Annotated in this window: 15 protein-coding genes and 1 pseudogene; 15 read left to right on the top strand and 1 reads right to left on the bottom strand. The window is 38.5% G+C overall.

The window, feature by feature from the left end:
* Positions 1–71: 71 nt before the first annotated feature.
* The 7 genes and pseudogenes from JNUCC31_RS00285 to JNUCC31_RS00255 all read left to right on the top strand — a co-directional run bounded on the left by JNUCC31_RS00285 (position 72) and on the right by JNUCC31_RS00255 (position 6,789).
* Entirely contained in the window at positions 72–1,100 is a 1,029-nt protein-coding gene (locus JNUCC31_RS00285) for an ABC transporter ATP-binding protein (RefSeq protein ID WP_192267518.1), read from the top strand.
* A complete protein-coding gene (locus JNUCC31_RS00280; protein WP_192267517.1) occupies positions 1,097–2,806 on the top strand; it encodes an ABC transporter permease in 1,710 nt (569 codons plus the stop codon). The genes JNUCC31_RS00285 and JNUCC31_RS00280 overlap by 4 nt, the downstream gene beginning before the upstream one ends.
* 537 nt (positions 2,807–3,343) lie before the next feature.
* Positions 3,344–3,712, top strand: a complete 369-nt coding sequence (locus JNUCC31_RS00275; protein ID WP_228469808.1) for a VOC family protein — start codon at positions 3,344–3,346, stop codon at positions 3,710–3,712.
* Between the two features lie 29 nt (positions 3,713–3,741).
* Positions 3,742–4,275, top strand: coding sequence for a DinB family protein (locus JNUCC31_RS00270; RefSeq protein ID WP_192267515.1), 534 nt, complete (start codon positions 3,742–3,744; stop codon positions 4,273–4,275).
* 160 nt (positions 4,276–4,435) lie between these two features.
* Positions 4,436–5,030, top strand: a pseudogene (locus JNUCC31_RS00265) (AAA family ATPase); the annotation flags it as partial.
* A gap of 166 nt (positions 5,031–5,196) precedes the next feature.
* The gene (locus JNUCC31_RS00260; RefSeq protein ID WP_192267514.1) at positions 5,197–6,138 is read left to right on the top strand and encodes a tetratricopeptide repeat protein; all 942 of its coding nucleotides are present in this window, start codon (positions 5,197–5,199) and stop codon (positions 6,136–6,138) included.
* 36 nt (positions 6,139–6,174) lie between these two features.
* Complete coding sequence (locus tag JNUCC31_RS00255; protein ID WP_192267513.1) at positions 6,175–6,789, top strand: hypothetical protein; 615 nt, start codon at positions 6,175–6,177, stop codon at positions 6,787–6,789.
* Positions 6,790–7,773: 984 nt separating this feature from the next.
* Here the strand turns inward: JNUCC31_RS00255 and JNUCC31_RS00250 are convergent.
* Positions 7,774–8,505, bottom strand: coding sequence for a DUF5626 family protein (locus JNUCC31_RS00250; protein ID WP_192267512.1), 732 nt, complete (start codon positions 8,503–8,505; stop codon positions 7,774–7,776).
* A 940-nt stretch (positions 8,506–9,445) separates the two neighbouring features.
* Here JNUCC31_RS00250 and JNUCC31_RS33895 point away from each other — a divergent pair.
* The 8 genes from JNUCC31_RS33895 to JNUCC31_RS00210 all read left to right on the top strand — a co-directional run bounded on the left by JNUCC31_RS33895 (position 9,446) and on the right by JNUCC31_RS00210 (position 17,231).
* A complete protein-coding gene (locus tag JNUCC31_RS33895) occupies positions 9,446–10,357 on the top strand; it encodes a histidine phosphatase family protein (RefSeq protein WP_323374356.1) in 912 nt (303 codons plus the stop codon).
* Complete coding sequence (locus tag JNUCC31_RS00240; protein WP_192267511.1) at positions 10,335–10,919, top strand: RNA polymerase sigma factor; 585 nt, start codon at positions 10,335–10,337, stop codon at positions 10,917–10,919. The genes JNUCC31_RS33895 and JNUCC31_RS00240 overlap by 23 nt, the downstream gene beginning before the upstream one ends.
* Positions 10,879–11,874: a hypothetical protein gene (locus JNUCC31_RS00235; RefSeq protein WP_192267510.1), complete on the top strand. Its 996-nt coding sequence runs from the start codon at positions 10,879–10,881 to the stop codon at positions 11,872–11,874. The genes JNUCC31_RS00240 and JNUCC31_RS00235 overlap by 41 nt, the downstream gene beginning before the upstream one ends.
* Positions 11,875–13,604: 1,730 nt before the next feature.
* A complete protein-coding gene (locus tag JNUCC31_RS00230; protein ID WP_192267509.1) occupies positions 13,605–14,768 on the top strand; it encodes an FAD-dependent oxidoreductase in 1,164 nt (387 codons plus the stop codon).
* 512 nt (positions 14,769–15,280) lie between these two features.
* A complete protein-coding gene (locus tag JNUCC31_RS00225; RefSeq protein WP_192267508.1) occupies positions 15,281–15,622 on the top strand; it encodes a DMT family transporter in 342 nt (113 codons plus the stop codon).
* A 3-nt stretch (positions 15,623–15,625) separates the two neighbouring features.
* Entirely contained in the window at positions 15,626–15,940 is a 315-nt protein-coding gene (locus JNUCC31_RS00220) for a DMT family transporter (RefSeq protein WP_192267507.1), read from the top strand.
* Positions 15,941–16,132: 192 nt separating this feature from the next.
* Positions 16,133–16,702, top strand: a complete 570-nt coding sequence (locus JNUCC31_RS00215) for a TetR/AcrR family transcriptional regulator (RefSeq protein WP_192267506.1) — start codon at positions 16,133–16,135, stop codon at positions 16,700–16,702.
* A 199-nt stretch (positions 16,703–16,901) separates the two neighbouring features.
* Positions 16,902–17,231, top strand: a complete 330-nt coding sequence (locus tag JNUCC31_RS00210) for an Asp23/Gls24 family envelope stress response protein (protein ID WP_228469380.1) — start codon at positions 16,902–16,904, stop codon at positions 17,229–17,231.
* The last annotated feature ends 99 nt before the right edge of the window (positions 17,232–17,330 follow it).

Here is a 17,330-nt window from a genome sequence, read left to right as displayed (position 1 = left end):
AAGCCGGCTGCATATTGGGAACGCCAATATGCAGCCGTTCATTCAAGTCCAACAAAAAGGAAGATAATAATATGATTACATTCCAGAACGTTGACATTAAATTCGGAGAATTTCATGCTGTCAAAAACCTTAATTTGCATATTCGGGAAGGGGAATTCTTCACGTTCCTCGGTCCCTCGGGTTGCGGGAAGACGACGACCCTCCGCAGTCTGGTCGGGTTTATTATGCCTACGAGCGGACAGATCCTGCTGAAAGACACCGACATTACCCGTTTGCCGATCGAAAAAAGAGAGATCGGGATGGTATTTCAAAGCTATGCGCTGTTTCCGACGATGAATGTGTACGAGAATATCGCTTTTGGCTTGCGTGTCAAGAAGTTTTCCAAGACGGAAGTGGACCAGAAGGTAAAGGACATTGCTCGGAAGGTTGATCTGAAAGATGATCAGCTGTTCAAGAAAGTATCGGAACTATCCGGCGGCCAGCAGCAGCGCGTTGCGATTGCCAGGGCGCTGGTTTTGAAGCCGAGCATCTTGGTACTGGACGAACCTTTATCCAACTTGGACGCCAAGCTGCGGGTACAGCTGCGCAATGAGCTGAAACAATTGCAGAAGAAATTCGGGATCACAACGATTTATGTCACGCACGACCAGGAAGAAGCGTTAACGCTGTCCGACCGGATTGGCGTATTCAATCATGGGGTCCTGGAGCAAGTGGGCACGCCCATGGAAGTTTACAATCAATCTCAAACCGAGTTTGTATGCAATTTCATAGGAGATATTAATCGGTTCGATCCGCGGATGGTAGAGAACAGCCGGTTGAGGGATATAGTTCTGCCAGAGAATATCGCCTATATCCGCAATGAGAAGGTAAGCCTGCTGCCCCTGCAGGGGATCGATACGGTCCAACTGAAAGGCAAGATTGCGGACCGGGAATTTTACGGTTTATACAGCAAGTACGTATTGGAGATTGCCGGCGGCGGACGGTTAAAAATCATCGAAATAGAAAGCCCGCTCGTCCATCATGAGGTCGGTGACGATGTAGACATCTACCTCCCAGCCCGCGATATTTTGCAATATCCGATGAAGGAGGGGGAAGCATGAATGCCCGGAACCCGAGTACCCGGCTGGCTTCCATAAACCCTTTCTCGATCCTTTTATACGGGTTGATTGTCTGGTTTGTCATTGCCTTCCTGATTTTTCCGAACTTGAATATTTACGGCGAAATCTTCTTTAAGGACGGCAAATTCACGCTGGAAGCGGCAGAGAAGCTGCTGTCGTCCAAACGCGCGATGAGAAGTTTATACAACAGCTTTATTCTCGCTTTTTCGCTTGTCATTACGGTAAATGTGGTGGGCATTACGCTGGTTTTGATTTCGGAATATTTCGATATCAAAGGCGCGAAGATTTTGCGGTTGGGTTACTTTACCACCCTAATTTACAGCGGAGTCGTGCTGGTGTCCGGCTATAAATTCGTCTATGGCGAAGAGGGGTTTATGACCAAGCTCTTAGTTCAATTGTTCCCTTCTTTTGATACGACATGGTTTCATGGCTATTGGGCGGTTCTATTCGTCATGACGTTCGCTTGCACATCCAACCACTTCCTGTTCCTGAGCAATGCAATTCGCAAAATCGACTTCCAAACGGTGGAAGCCGCGAGAAATATGGGAGCGTCTACGGGGTATATCCTATGGCGGGTCGTACTTCCGGTCCTGAAGCCTACGATCTACGCGCTGACGATCCTGACTTTTCTCACCGGCCTGGCTGCGACGTCCGCGCCGCTTATCCTCGGGGGCAAGGAATTCCAGACGATTACGCCGATGATTCTGACATTCTCGAGAAGCATGACGTCAAGAGACTTGGCTGCGCTGCTGGCTCTTATTCTCGGGGTGGCCACACTGGTGTTGTTGACCGTGATGATCCGGTTCGAACGTAAGGGCAACTTCATGTCGGTCTCCAAAGTCAAATCGGAGCTGGTCAAACAAAAAATCCGCAGCAAATCCGGTAACATAGCTGCTCATATTCTGGCTTACGGCCTGTTTGTTCTCTACATCGTTCCGGTTGTGCTGATCATCATCTTTTCGTTCACCGATGCGGCCAGTATCTCGACCGCCACGTTGAATTTGAACAGCTTCACGTTGGATAATTACATTCAAGTGTTTTCATCCATGTCGGCATTCAAGCCTTATCTCGTAAGTATTCTATATGCCGCGGGAGCCTCGGTCATTGTCGTTGCATTGGCGCTGGCCGCCTCAAGGATCTTACATAAATATAAGAACAAGTGGGCGCTTGCCCTGGAATACGCATTGCTGATTCCGTGGATTCTGCCGTCAACGCTGATTGCAATCGGACTGATCGTAACCTTTAACACGCCAAAGCTGATGATCGGGAATACGGTGCTGGTTGGCACGGTCTGGATGCTTCTGATTGCCTATGTCATCGTCCATATTCCTTTCACCCTGCGAATGGTCAAGGCCTCCTTCTTCAGCTTGGACAGCAATCTGGAAGACGCTGCAAGGAATTTGGGTGCCAAACCGTTCTATACGTTCAGAAAGGTATTGCTGCCGATCATTCTACCGTCGACGCTAGCTGTTCTTGCCTTGAATTTCAACGGAGTTTTGGCCGATTATGACGTTACCGTGTTCCTCTATCATCCTTTGTACCAGCCGTTAGGAATCGTCATCAAGAACAGTACGGATGCGCAAGCGCTAGCAGATACCAAAGCGTTGACATTGGTTTATTCGGTGATATTGATGATCATGTCCTCCGTTACTTTATATTTCGTTTATGGAAGAAACAGCAGATCTTGAGGGAGCCGGGTTTACGTGCAACATAGGAACATGTTCAGCCGGGATGCATCTTTAGATTATATGTCAAGGGACAAAAGCATGGTCCCATTGAAAGTCGCTATATTAGCGGCTTTTTTGTTTTTTTACAGATCAGCATGAAATAAAAGTTCCAAAAGATCAAAGTATGGGTATGTAAGGAGAAATAAAAATGAAAATTAGCTAATGTATTGCTTAAGCTCATTCAAACATAAAAAGCAGCCAATCGAAGGAACTGAAATTGAAATAAGCACTAGAACTGTCGAGAGACAAGAACATGTTCCTATTGCCAATTAGGCGTGTATCTAATCGTCATCTTGTCCTTCATTTCATTAACGGGCAGGTTAGTTTAATGAGAACGTCGAAACTCATATTGCAAACAGAAAACTCCAACTAAACGAAATTGACTTACAGAATGTAGAGTAGAAGGAACGAATAAGCGAAAGACCGGAATGATTACGGGTGTTTACTAATAAATAATAGGAGCGGATGTAGATAGGGATAACTGGCTGAGCGAATAAAATTACCGAAATCACATTATTTATGGAAAATCTGCAGCGATCGAAGACGTTTTACCAAGAGTCATTTCAACTATTAATCCAATACGAAGACGAAAACTGCGCGGTATTTAATTACGGAAATACATGCATAAATCTCTTAAATCAATCGAATGCCAGAGAGTTGATTGATCCGGTTCAGGTTGGTCGTGTCGGAGATAGTGCAAGGTTCTTGTTTACAATCCAAATGCCCGACGTTGACCGGGGGTGCAATGAGTTGGAAATGCGGGGCGTTACATGGTTAAATGGGCCGATAACGCGTCCTTGGGGGCGGCGGACAGCTTGTTTTGCCGACCCTGAAGGGCATATTTGGGAGATTGCTCAGGTGCTTTAACGACTATGATATGATAGGGGGAAAACCGTATGTTAATAAATGATTCCCTGGCTATTATCGAACACTATAAGCAAAGACTGGCTGGATATACGATAGACCAGTTGCGGTATAAATCTCAGGAAGACGTTTGGTCGATTGGACAAATGTATATTCACGTGATCGATGTGGCTGAAGAGTACATCGATCATATTCAAATCTGTATTATGGCGACACAAGAAATATATGAAGGCAAGACTGAAGACGGAACAAAGGCGTTTATCGAAAAAGCATGGCCCGATGTCCGTGTAAAACTTGAGGAACCGGTCAACAGGACCCGTAACCCCGATAGTAAGGATGAGATCATAGCCGGTCTGGAGCAGGTGCAGAAAAAATTGAAATACTGGGAGGAACACATTCACGGGACGAATCAGGCTTGCAAGGTGCGTCATGGCTGGTTTGGCTGGCTTAATGCCCGTGAATGGTTTGAGATGATTAACATGCACAGCAGGCATCATTTGCGCCAGAAGGCAAGACTGGACGAGAAGCTTGCTGAAGCAGGCTTATGTAATAATTCATTAAGCTAAAGGAAAACGATAGTGTAATAGAACGTAGAAAAAAGCAGCTGATCCCTGTGACCGGCTGCTTTTGTTCAACTAACGGGCAGGATAACTTAATAAATTCTCATTTAGTGAAAACTACCCTTAAAAATGCTGAGGATGAGGTTTTAGAAATGAAAACATGTATCGAATGGCATTAAACACCTTAGAAATGGCTGTGCTAAATGGAGAGAAACAAGATGAAGCTATTCTAATTAGCAAAGAAGGGCTACTTCAAATTATTCATCGAAAATCACTATTGTATGACAAAGATGGTGAAGAACACTACAATATTATTTCTGCATTGCATAAATCCATGCGAAATAGTGATGTAAATGCATCTATTTATTGGTTATCACGAATGTTGGAATCAGGTGAAGATCCGTTATTTATCGCTCGTAGACTGGTTAGGTTTGCAAGTGAGGACGTAGGTTTGGCAGACAATAGGGCGTTGGAAATCACTGTTTCGGTATTTCAAGCATGTCAATTTATAGGGATGCCAGAGTGTGATGTTCATCTAACACAAGCAGTTATTTATTTGACCCTGGCTCCTAAATCGAATTCCGCTTACTTGGCTTATCGCTATGCGAAAAAAGATGCTTTACATTCCATGAGTGAACCTGTCCCATTGCAACTTCGGAATGCTCCAACGAAGCTTATGAAAGAGCGGATCTGAATCTAAAATTAAACAAAGGATGGAAGAAATTGCAGCATGGCACAATCAGAACAACAATCAAAAATAATTACATTGTAATATAGGAGAAAATCAAAATGAAATTAGAAATGATAACAACAGAAGTTGGAATGATTTGGACATGTATAGATAATTAATTATCAATTTGATCTTAGTATTTTTGATCTCAACAACTTATTTGTTGGGGTCAATATTATAAAAAGGAGATGCGAAAAATGACTTTTTTTGAACAAGGGGAAGAGCTCTATGAAGAAGGTAATTATGATGAAGCATTAGTTTACTTTAAAAAAGCTCTCAATGATAATATAGATATCCAAGATACACTAAATTACATGGGAAGATGTCTTACAGAGTTAAAAGAATATAATGCCGCAATTGAAGTTTACGACAGGGCAATTAGACTATTCCCTACATGGGAAAGATTATACTTTAATAAAGGTTATGTCTATTTACAATTAGGCAATACTGAAGATGCACTAATTTTTTGTAAACGTGCAGTAATGATAAACTCAAATTCTGAAGATGCTTTGTATTATCTTGCCCTTTGTTATCAAAAAAAGGAGGAATATAAGAAAGCAATAGAATACTATCAAAAATCATTAGCGCTTAATACTAATCAAGAAGAGGCTCACATTAACCTAGGATTAATTTTCCATGAAATGGGCAATAATCAAGAAGCGCTCAACGAATTTCAGTGGGCTTTACAGATAGATCCTTCATCAACTAATGCAATGTATAACAAAGCATTAGTGTTAAAGCATATGGGGAAAAAAGAGGAGGCTATTATTGATTTTAAAAAGATCCTAATATCAGAACCTGAAGATTACGATGTAAGGTTACAAATCGCAAAAATTTTTCTTGAAGAAAATCAATTTGAATTAACAGCATATTATTTAGAATCAATATTAAGTTTTGATCCAAATAATACTGTTGCGCTTTATTTCAAAGGTAAGTTACTTGAGAGACAAGGCAATTACGAGGCCTCAATCAAACTATTAGAACATGCCTCTTCATTAGATCCGATTGATATAGATATTTTGTTACTATTAGCTCAAATTTATAGTTTGATCCATTTCAAAGAAAAAGAAAGAGCTTGTTACATCCGCATCTTAAAAATTGACCCTGAAAATATAATTGCAAAAAATAAATTGCGATAAAGTATTGAAACAATGGAAGATGAGGAGTGAACAGTTATGAAAATGTACTCTAAGGGCGCTCTAATATCGGGTTTTGCGATTTTTATCATTAGTGTTTCAGGCGGTCTGATGGTATCCCAGAATACAAGTGCTAAAAATACGGTTAATCCAAGTCACATAACGCCTATCGACTATTCTGAAAATGAACATGGACTGACATTCGGAACAATTGAAGAGTCTAACTCCTTTGAGATACTACCTGACTTAATCTATGCAGGAAGTGTAAATGGCATTAAAGGGTACTTACTGAAAAAAGATTATCTCGGTGAACCTGGTGATGTCCCACTGTATGATGTTTATGGGAAAACCATAATTGGCTCTTTTCATATTAGCCCTAAGAGTATGAACTATCCTAAAAATAAAAAAGGACAGACATACGGTTCAAGCGCAGATGCTACTTCTCCAGAAACGGAACCTGAATTAATCAGTGCTATAGGTGAGGATGGCACTTCAGGATATGTGCTAAAAAAAGACTTAGACGGTGAGTTACCAAAATCACCCGAGGAAGCCATTGCAATACAGAACAGTAGATCACCAGGAGGTCTTGATATTCCGCTGTTTGATGTTGATGGTAAAACTGTAATTGGTGTGTTTCATGTTGGAGAAAAGTAATAAAAGGATGTTAAGTGTTTACGCCTCCACAATTCATTAACAACGCTCTGGCGTCAGTCAAGACGCCGGTTGAAAAAATTGCGTAAATAGTCGTGGGACAATAAAACGTTTCATTCAAAGTCGCTATTTTAGCGGCTGTTTTATTTTATCGGTACAAGTTCTTGTCTCGGTTGCCGAAAAGGATATGAACATTGTGTCAAATTCGATTAGATGGTGACCTAGACAAATTTACACTTGTTACTTAGACTTTAGAAACCGTCCTCATTACCGATTTTATGAGTATCTAATATTTAAAAATGCTCTGGCCAACATACAGATGAAATTCGAGAAGGTGAGGTTGTACAGCGTTTCATCCGTGAGGGTGATAAATAATTTGTTAAGTTCATCAAACGGTTGGGGGGAATAAAAAGTAGAAAAGAGAGGCAATGGCTGATCATTGCAAAAATTCATATTGTGGTGATCGACATTAGGATTCTCGATACGAGAAAGTACTAGGAGTTTCAGGGATAGGGCAGCTTATTATGGATCTTGTGAGATGCTTAGCTGGCTTGCCGAAGAGGAACGTAATGGATTTAACAAGCACAGGCTGAGGGTATTGCTGAAGCCAAGAAAAAAGGTAAACACTTGGGGCGGCCACAAATGAATTTGAATACAAATACACCAGATCAGTCCTGAATACCGAGTATCTCAACTGGAAGAATAATGAGCTGTCAGCTGTAGAATTTATGAAGGAGCAGGCAGTCATGTTTAAAGAGGGAAGAGGACTCGGTGCCATTTAAGTTATGTATTGCTTGGAGATTCACAGGAATGCTGAGTCCAAAATCATCACACATAATTTAGTAGAACCCTTTGTTCGCTCAAGCGGAAAAGGGTTCTACTAAATTATTTTTTTGAACATCCATTAAAAAGGTTAATATCATAAGAGAGGGTTGGCTTCATTGAACTTGGGATTTGTTTTATGTGACTTTATCAGCCGGTTGATATTTATTGATAAGAACCTGTGCCATCAGTAAAAGTAACTGCTATTCCATAACGATCGTCAATATGATCTCCGATTTTAACCCTCAAGGTTCTTGTTTTAGCTGATACACCACCGAAAGCGGTATGCTTATAAGTTAAATGTGCTTCAGCAGGAATACTTTGACTTCTAATTTCAGTAAGTCTATCAATCAGCAACTTTTCGTCAGAATATACCCCCATAATGGAATGAATAGAGGTGCCGGATACACCAGTAATATAGCTATTACCGATGTGCGTGTCTATGAATGCAGAGGTATTGAAGCTTGCTGTCCCAAAGACACTTGTTCCTTCAACCTTAAAATACATGGACTGTCCATTAGACGCAGCCACGGTAACTGAAGGCTCAATCACTAAACTTAATTTCTTGTATGAACCATCCTCAAATTTTTGGTGTATCGTTGGATTTTCAGAAGTGACCGTTAAACTTTCGTTGTTATTCGAATCTGTTGTTCTTAAAGCAGTTGGATTTGGTTTATCAGCATCTAGTATTTCTCCTTTTTTTAATTTGTTGATTACACTGTTAATATCATCCTGTGAAGAACCATCTTCTCTCATATGTTCAGCAATTTTTTGATAATCTTTATCTGAGTAGCTAGCAGAGGCGCTGGAATAAGACGAAGGGTAAACGAGCGTACCAAGTAAGAAAAGGATAAGAGCTAAAGATATCGTTCTAAAAGCTGGAATCTGTTTAATCAAATTTATTACCTCCCAAAATTTAGTATGAACCGAGTATACCATTGTAAAAATTTAGTGCAAGTTAGGAGGTTAGCAAATATGTACCTTTTTATTCCTTTTATTACGACTTTAATCTCTGGATTTCTGGGTTTTATGGTCTACAAATTTTCTAATATAAAAACCGGGACCGTTGTGACATTAATAACTTCTATTTTCATAGCGTATATGTTTACTGATTTATATGCTTTTTTTGGGGTTTTAGGAGGGATATTGTTTTATTTCTTATTAATAAAATTTTTCAAAATAAATTAAATTAATTCATTCATTCATTCAGCTAGCCAATTGTTATGATATCCTGCCCGTCAATTCATTAAAGTAATGGGCAGGGTGGCTTCATTGAACATTGGATTTGTTGTATGTGACTTTATCAGCCGGTTGATACTTATTGATAAGAACCTGTGCCATTAACTGCTATTCCATAACGGTCGTCATATGATCTCAAATTTTAACCCTTAAGGTTACACCACCGAAAACGGTATGCTTATAAGCTTTGACTTCTAATTTCAGTAACTCTATCAATTAGCAATTTTCGTCAGCCGTCATATCAACATGAAAGCGCCAAACGTAATATTTATACTATGAAGTCTTATACACCTCAATCTGTTGCGATGCTGATCAGAAGAAGCATCCAGGATGATGAAAAGAAAGTATTACAAAAATCAGTTGAAGCATATGTGAAAAGATTAAATTTTTAGAGCCGTTAATCAGTGCAATGTTGATTAACGGCTCTTGGTTGTCGCAAAAAGATAAGAAGAGGAAGGCAATGGAACAATGTTCTTGTCCTCTGTCGAGGGACAAGAACATGGTCCTATTTCCGGTTAGACGCATAACTAATCGTCATCTTGCCCTTCAATTCATTAAACTAACGGGCAGTATAGTTCCAATATGTGGTACTATTTGTTTGGGCAATGATGGGGAAATTGTAATCATTAACGGGGCAGGTATGGCGACCACAATAGGTCTTATTAGACATGGGGTTACTGAATGGAATAATCTTAGCAAGGCTCAAGGAATATCTGATATACCGCTAAACGAAGAAGGAATAGAGCAAGCAACTGCACTGGCAAAAAGACTTTCAAGCGAAGAATGGGATGTTATATTCTCCAGTAATCTAACGAGAGCTAGGCAAACTGCCGAAATCATTCAGCAATGTTTAGGAGTACCCGTATTCAATGATGAACGTATTAGAGAGATTAATTGCGGCCTAATTGAAGGCACCACCGAGGAAGAGCGTATCACTCGTTGGGGAGCAAATTGGCGTGAGCAAAATCTTGGTATGGAAGATTTCAAAATGGTTGCAAAGCGAGGTCTAACTTTTCTCGAAAAACTGATTAAAGAACATGTTGATAAAAGAATATTAGTTATAAGTCATGGAGCATTGATTGGGCTGTCATTACAACATCTTTTGCCGCAACATTTCCAAAAAACGTATATAGATAATACTTCTATAACCATTCTTACACACACTAACAACAAGTGGGCATGCCAATTATATAACAGGCAGCCCGGTTATAAAGGAGATATTCAGTCGATATATGTCGAGGGACAAGAACAAGGTCCCATTGAAGTCGCTATTTTAGCGACTTTTTTATTTTATCGGTACAAGTTCTTGTCCCGATTACCGGAATGGACAAGAACATCGCCCAATTTTCGACTAGATGTATATCTAATAATTGAGTGTATCACCGGCTCGCGCCAACTGGAAAATTATATCTTAATGCATGTCACAAATGGAGGACTTCGAGTGTTTAAATTATTAAAGGCCTTGAGAAGTAAAGAAAGGAGGACATATGGAAAACAGTACACGCAATAATGCTGAAAATATTGAAGAATGGATAATTAGGGTTAAAGCTGGGAACATGAATGCCCTTAGGCATGTAATTGAAATCTATCAGCTTCCTTTGTATCGTTATGTCTACAATTTGATCCGGAATCGGGAGGAAGCAGAAGATGCCGTTCAAGATGTGTTTTTGCAAGTAATCAAGAATATAGATAAATATACTCGACAGGTCTCATTTACCTCGTGGTTGTATAAGATTGCCTACAATCATTGCTTAAATTTAATCCGCAAGCGTAAAGGTTTAATGTCCAGGTTGCATCTGTTCCGTCTTGAAGCAGTTACAACTGACTACGATACCTCATTTAGAGTAGATGAACTGCTGCGAGGATTGTCGATGGAAGAGAGACAGATTATGCTTTTACGCGTCGTTGAAGAGTTGACATTTGAAGAGATCTCAGTGATCCTCGACTGCAAGGTAGCGACAGTGCGAAAACGTTTCGAGCGAACGAGATATAAGATACAACGCAATTATGTGCATGAGGAGGGGGAAGATTATGGGCAAGAATCGTGGACGTCTATATCACCGGAACGATAATTATTTGGAGGAGCTCTCGGCAGCATATCGCAATATCCCTTCTCCAGTACGTTCGAGTAGTGAAGTAACAACAAATGTGATAAACCGATTACTTAACGAGAGAGAAGGGTCTCGCTATAGCAGAAGCGTGCGGAAAAACATGGCTACTCGCGTGGCTGTGATGCTCTGTGTATTTGTGCTGGTTGGAGGAACCGGTTATGCAGCTTATTTCGAATATGTACTATCACTTAATAATAAGTCAGGTGATACAGTATTTCAGATAGCACCAACAGATATACCATCGCCGCCTGTAGAGGAGATAAGTATATTAGATGATATACGTGAGACATTGAAAGATGGGGAACAAGCGACTGTATTTATTGGAAAAAAAGCGGATGAAGAACAGAAGGGTGAAGTTTTGCCACAGAATGGATCTCATTATTCTATGGTTGTTAAACCTCTTGAGTTCGATTCTCCTGAACGAATGAATGATTATTTACTGGAACGTGGAGTCGAAATCAATATTCCGCTATCCAAATGGATGGGGTGGAGTCTTAATCGGGCTGAACTACAAAATGATATTTTGAGCACTAGTTCAAAGGAGAAAGTATGGAATTTTGCTACGGATGATCAGACTGGAACTAGATACAAATATACAATAGGACCAAGCGGAACGGAGCCTCAATTTTTGAGTTGGTTCTATAGCAAGCAGAAAAAAGAAATAAGGGTTAACGCATCATTAAATATACCAGTAATGCCAATTTTTTATGATAGTAAACCTTCCTCGGACTCAATACTCTCTATTAAAGGAGTCGATGCTTATTTTTATCGGGATCTCAATGGAAGTGAAAAGTCTATAAATTGGTCGAAGAAAGTAGCCGATGGTAATTATCGGAGTTACGCAGTAGTCACTAAAACCGCTGATGATGAGGATTTACGCAATTTTGCAGCAGCAATTATCTCCAATCAGAAATAACGTTTGTTTGTTCATCTAAACTTGTAACAAGTTCCTTGAATTAAGTAAGCAGCCGATCACATTGATCGGCTGCTTTTGAAAATCCAAACGATGACACTACAACATGTCGCGGGATTCCTGTCGACGCTATTTTTGTGTCGAGGGACAAGAACATATTCCCATTGAAGTCGCTATTTTAGCGGCTTTTTTATTTTATCGGTACAAGTTCTTGTCCCAAGCTAAGGACAAGAACTTGTACCGATTACCGAAATGGACAAGAACATCGTCCCATTGCCGATTAGGTGCATATCTAAGTATTCAGGTAAAGTTTTATTGGGACAAATACAAACTATACAATTGTCACATCACGATGAAGCAACAGCGTTTCTGAGGGTAAACACAGGCTGCTAAGCATTAAAAAAGCGGAATTTCGTAATGAAACTAGCTGTTGAAGGACACGAACTTGTTCCGATTGCCGAAATGGACACGAACTTGTTCCCATTTCCGATTAGATAAATATCTAAGTGTAGAAGTGAGCCTCTTTTGAGCGATTAACAGACTACGGGTTGGATTATGAATAAGAGACCAGCTTCAACGCTAGGAGAGACTTCCACTTGAACTGTAATCCCATTTGAAATAGATAAAACAAGTTCGTTAACAAGCACTTTAGCAAAGAAAAGGGGAGGAAGCTGAATGTGATTTTGGATCAAGGGGCAGATATCGCACTTAGTGCTGATTTGTCATTGTTAGGGACAAGAACTTGGTTCCTTTGCCGAAAAGGACAAGAACATTGTGTCATTTCGGATTAGATTGTTATCAAAATCTTATCATGACGGAACTTATGTGGCGAGCTAAAAGTACAATTCGCTTTCTGAAGGCAAGAACTCAGTTCCATTGCTGAAAAGATTGGGAACATGGTAATCAATTTCGATTAGAATATTATCTGTTTCATTAAGCTCACGGGTAGGTTAGTTCCAATATGTGGATTGTCTTGATAAGATAAATTAGGAAGTTACCCTTTTGTAAAAGGAAGGGTCATTTAATGAAAAGCCAAGTTTATGTTGAGTATAGAAGGCTAAGTTTATTTGCTGTAAAGCCTGCATTCAAACGATTTCTCCATAATTGAGATACGAAGTGGACACCCTTCTTTAAGGGACGAGCTGATTGGGGATCTTCATTTAATTGGCGAGAAGCAACTATACAATGAGACAACAAAAGAAGATTCAGAGAAAAAAAGTTTATAACAAGGGGTTACAATCTAAAACACATAACATTTCACCGACTAAAGGTTTAAAATTAAATAAAAGGGCTATTATGATGTTGTCAATTGGAATTGAATTAAACTTTTAATTCAGTTGTAACTCGAGTCTTTCCCATCTCTCTGTTAGGCCGATCCTCAAAAAGGAATCGGCCTTTTGTTCTGTCCAATTAATTTAGCCGAGGCCTTATCCCTAAGTTTCCTAACTCCTAGTCAATTTTCTAAAATAGTACGTATATTTGATTTCGAGAATAAATTGATATACAATACTATCAAAATATATAATAAAATATCACTTGAAAGGTTGTGATGTCTATAAGTGATGTTTAAAGCGAAAAATTTAGACAAACTTGTAGTTTAATTACTTGTGAAATTTATGAACAAAACTTATTTAGTGTTTTATGAGATCCTGTGGATGAAGGTAGATCTCTTCAAAAACGTTTCGCCGGTTAGATCATGTTAGGACAATTATGAGATATTAGGGGGAGAGATTATGAGACAAAAAATCATTATTATTGGCGCTGGAATTAGTGGACTTTCATTAGCAATTTTTTTGAAAAAGGCAGGAATTGATTGTGCAGTTTACGAGAACTATCCCTACAAGCGAATTGAAGGATCTAGTTTCCGCATTAACAAAAGTGGTGTTCACGTGATGAAAGAATTAGGGATAGAAGAACAAATCAAAAAGAGTAGTCACTCTGCTGATCGAATGAGACTCTTAACGACTGACAATACGGAAATTGCCTCGATAAATTTAATGCAGCATTCGACTTTCAGTAAAAGATCCATCTACATGCAACGTTCAGATCTTATAGAAATTTTGATGAGTCAAGCTAAATCTAGTGGCGTTGAAATACATTACAGTAAAAAGCTCACTAGTTTCTCACAGGACGCTTCGAGTGTAACGGCATGTTTTGATGACGGTCATCAGGAAATGGGGAGTTTGTTGGTTGGCGCCGATGGTTTACATTCAACAGTAAGGAACCAAATGTTTCCTAACCATATGTTAGATTATGCAAAATCATGGGCGTTGTATGGAATTGCATCTTCAAAGGATATTGATAACGAAGTAGTACAAAACCTAATGAGTGGAGATGAATTATTTTATTTTACGGAAAATGCCAACTTCTTAATTTCTAAAAGCCACCCAACTAATGAATTAAACCTATCTTGGCAATCATCCGGATATCAAGAGAGAAAAATTCCAAAAGAGGAATTCGAATTTAAGAATCTTGATGAAATTAAATCAGATTTATTACAACGTTATGGTGAACATGGAGCTCTGTCAGAGATTATCAAGAAATCATTTAACATTATCCCTAAACAAATTTATTGCGTTGATCCTATTCCGAGTTGGTCTAAAGGACGGGTTGTAGTAATTGGAGATTCTGCACATACAATAAACCCTAACACGGGATATGGATGCTCTGTTGCCTTAGAGGACGCAATGTACTTAGCAAAACTTTTAAAGAAACATCATTATACCGATGCTTTATATTATTTAGAAGCAGATCGCAAAGATCGTATAAATGCAATACAGAATACATTGGAAATATTTGATGTAAGTAAAGGGTTCGATTTCAGTAATGGGTTTGATATTGGTTTGTTTAGCGGTTCTACCATTGATCCAAATTACAAAATTGATTGGGAGGATTAATACAAAATGCACCCCTGAGAATAAATATCAGAACCCCCATCGTTTATCCGATGAAATTGTAGGAGTGCAGTTTTTATGGCTATAGCAATTATTTTTCATTCCATGAACTTGTGTGTAAAGGGATTACATTAACATTTGCCCACCAACCATGCTCGAGGTTCGAAAATAAAAAAACTTCATTTAAGTAACATGACTTATTCTAAATCAGCTCCTAAACAACCTTTGTTTTATTACAAAATAATTAAATTTGCAAATATACAGTAATGTTTATATAATATAATCAAATGATATGATTAACTATCATTTGATTATATTATATTTCATTTTCTTTGAAAAAAGAAAGGTTTACAAATGAATATAAAATTTACCCCAGCATTATAGATCAGCATTTTGATTTCATTGTGACGAACTGATGTGAGATATTTATTAAACTTTATTTTATGGCTGTAATTTGTATTAGAAGAGTCAGCACTATCCAATAATTCTATTAAAGACAAAGAGGAGAGATTTAAATGGCATGGTTATTTCTTATCTTAGGGGGAGTTCTAGAAATAGGTTGGGCTTTAGGCTTATCATTTTCTGATGGATTTTCAAAAATTGAGATTGTAATTCCTACCGTTATTTTAATGGTGGGTAGCTTTTACTTTTTTGCGAAATCAATAAAAATTTTACCCGTATCCACAGCTTATGCAGTTTTTACAGGATTAGGCTCCTTCGGGACTGCAACTGTCGGAATGCTATTTTTAGGAGATAAAGTAAGTGCACTTAAAATTCTTTTAGTCCTTACATTAATTTTTTGTATTATTGGCTTAAAATTAGTTTCTAATCAACCAAAAGAAGAAGCAGGTGTATAGAATATGAGTTGGATTCTCTTAATCTTAGCAGGTGTTTTTGAAGTAGGTGGCGTTATATTCTTGAAATTATCTGAAGGATTTACTAAGTTAAAACATACATTAACTTTTGCTTTGTTCTTTGGTCTGAGCTTTATATTTCTCTCGTTGTCCCTGAAAGACATCCCAATCAGTATTGGGTATGGGATCTGGACAGGTATAGGTGCCTCGGGGAGTGTACTGTTAGGGATGTATCTTTTCAAAGAGCCTAAAAATGTGAAAAAGTTGGCTCTTGTAGGCGGAATAATTTTAAGTATCGTTGGTTTAAAGTTAGTATCCTAGGCAAATCGAGGTTTCAAAGGCGTGATCCCTTTTAAATGTGTATGATTTTCAACTTTTGATCTGAAGAAAAACTTAAGTTTACGCTTCAACCATAGGAAAACAATAAACAAAAAGAGATTGAGACCTTGCCATATGTATATTATCAATGAACGATTATGAATAAAGTAGCATTACTCAATAAGAGGTGTAACTATGAAAAGAAAAGAACTTACTTCAATTAAACAGTTGCGTTTAAATTCAATTTTGGATGAAGCAACAAAATGTTTGATTGAGAATCCAAGTGCTTCAATGCATGAAATTGCCGAATCAGCAGGTATTGGTATTGCGACTTTGCATCGTTATGTTGAGAGTAGGGAACAACTGATGATCCATTTAGGATTTCGCGCAATTGAAGTTGTTGCTGAGACAATGCAAGATATAAAAATGGATGAGGAAAATTACGAAGCTTATATACCCGAGTTAATTAAGGAGTTAATACCGTTAGGTGACAAAATATATTTTCTAAACCATGACGTTACCGTCAATAGCGACAAAGAGATCGAGAAAGAGGACCAAATTTTAAGGGAGCCTTTACTGAATGCAATCGGTTTGCTACAGCAGAAGGGACATTTTCGTGAAGATGTAGACAAGAATTGGATTGTTAATGTTTTGTATTCACTGCTATTTCTTACCTGGCAACAGGTGGCGGAGGGGAATATTGCTAAAAATTCGGCAGCTGACTTGCTAGTAAATACATTTTATCATGGTTTTAAAAAGCTTTAGATCATTGTATGAACTTATTTAGCTTATAAAATTTTCTCAAAAAGCATACGATCAACTTTCAAAATAAAGTTGATCCATGCTCATTTTTGATATGTATCAATATCATTTGATAAGTATAATTTTTATTTAGCAGATTAGTGGATACTTATTTTCGGAAATTATAGTGAAAGTAGGGTAGCACATGCTAATTCAAAATGTATTGGGGAAGATTACTGTTTCAGAACAAATTGTTTCGAAAATCATTCTCAAATCAGTGAATGAGACTAGTGGTATCTTATGTGAATCAACAAACGGAATGATTACTAACATCACAAATTGGATAGGTGGAAGCAGCACCCAAAAGGGAGTTGAGATAAAGAATTCGGATAAAGGTTTAGATATTCACGTACGTGTAACTATTCAATATTGTTTGATGATGCTAGAAGTCGGTCGGCAGTTGCAGTCAAATATTCGGGAAGCTGTTGAAAACTTCACTGGTTTAGTTATTGCCCGCGTTAACGTCACTATTGTGGGATTATCCTTTAATTGAGATTTTAGATTTCACTATATAGAGTGGGGTTAAAATGATCGTTTACGTAATGGTTTATTAGTATAACAGAGGAATATGGATGAAAGTGAAAGGATGAAT

Source organism: Paenibacillus sp. JNUCC-31 (genome assembly GCF_014844075.1).
Lineage (GTDB): Bacteria > Bacillota > Bacilli > Paenibacillales > Paenibacillaceae > Paenibacillus.
This window is presented reverse-complemented; position numbering and strand designations above follow the sequence as displayed.

What these genes read in the sequence shown, in the direction of transcription:
- JNUCC31_RS00270 (WP_192267515.1), top strand. Translation starts at nt 3,742, where the DNA reads ATGTTAATAAATGATTCCCTGGCTATTATCGAACACTATAAGCAAAGA.
- JNUCC31_RS00260 (WP_192267514.1), top strand. Translation starts at nt 5,197, where the DNA reads ATGACTTTTTTTGAACAAGGGGAAGAGCTCTATGAAGAAGGTAATTAT.
- JNUCC31_RS00215 (WP_192267506.1), top strand. Translation starts at nt 16,133, where the DNA reads ATGAAAAGAAAAGAACTTACTTCAATTAAACAGTTGCGTTTAAATTCA.
- JNUCC31_RS00255 (WP_192267513.1), top strand. Translation starts at nt 6,175, where the DNA reads ATGAAAATGTACTCTAAGGGCGCTCTAATATCGGGTTTTGCGATTTTT.
- JNUCC31_RS00285 (WP_192267518.1), top strand. Translation starts at nt 72, where the DNA reads ATGATTACATTCCAGAACGTTGACATTAAATTCGGAGAATTTCATGCT.
- JNUCC31_RS00230 (WP_192267509.1), top strand. Translation starts at nt 13,605, where the DNA reads ATGAGACAAAAAATCATTATTATTGGCGCTGGAATTAGTGGACTTTCA.
- JNUCC31_RS00280 (WP_192267517.1), top strand. Translation starts at nt 1,097, where the DNA reads ATGAATGCCCGGAACCCGAGTACCCGGCTGGCTTCCATAAACCCTTTC.
- JNUCC31_RS00240 (WP_192267511.1), top strand. Translation starts at nt 10,335, where the DNA reads ATGGAAAACAGTACACGCAATAATGCTGAAAATATTGAAGAATGGATA.
- JNUCC31_RS00225 (WP_192267508.1), top strand. Translation starts at nt 15,281, where the DNA reads ATGGCATGGTTATTTCTTATCTTAGGGGGAGTTCTAGAAATAGGTTGG.
- JNUCC31_RS00220 (WP_192267507.1), top strand. Translation starts at nt 15,626, where the DNA reads ATGAGTTGGATTCTCTTAATCTTAGCAGGTGTTTTTGAAGTAGGTGGC.
- JNUCC31_RS00235 (WP_192267510.1), top strand. Translation starts at nt 10,879, where the DNA reads ATGGGCAAGAATCGTGGACGTCTATATCACCGGAACGATAATTATTTG.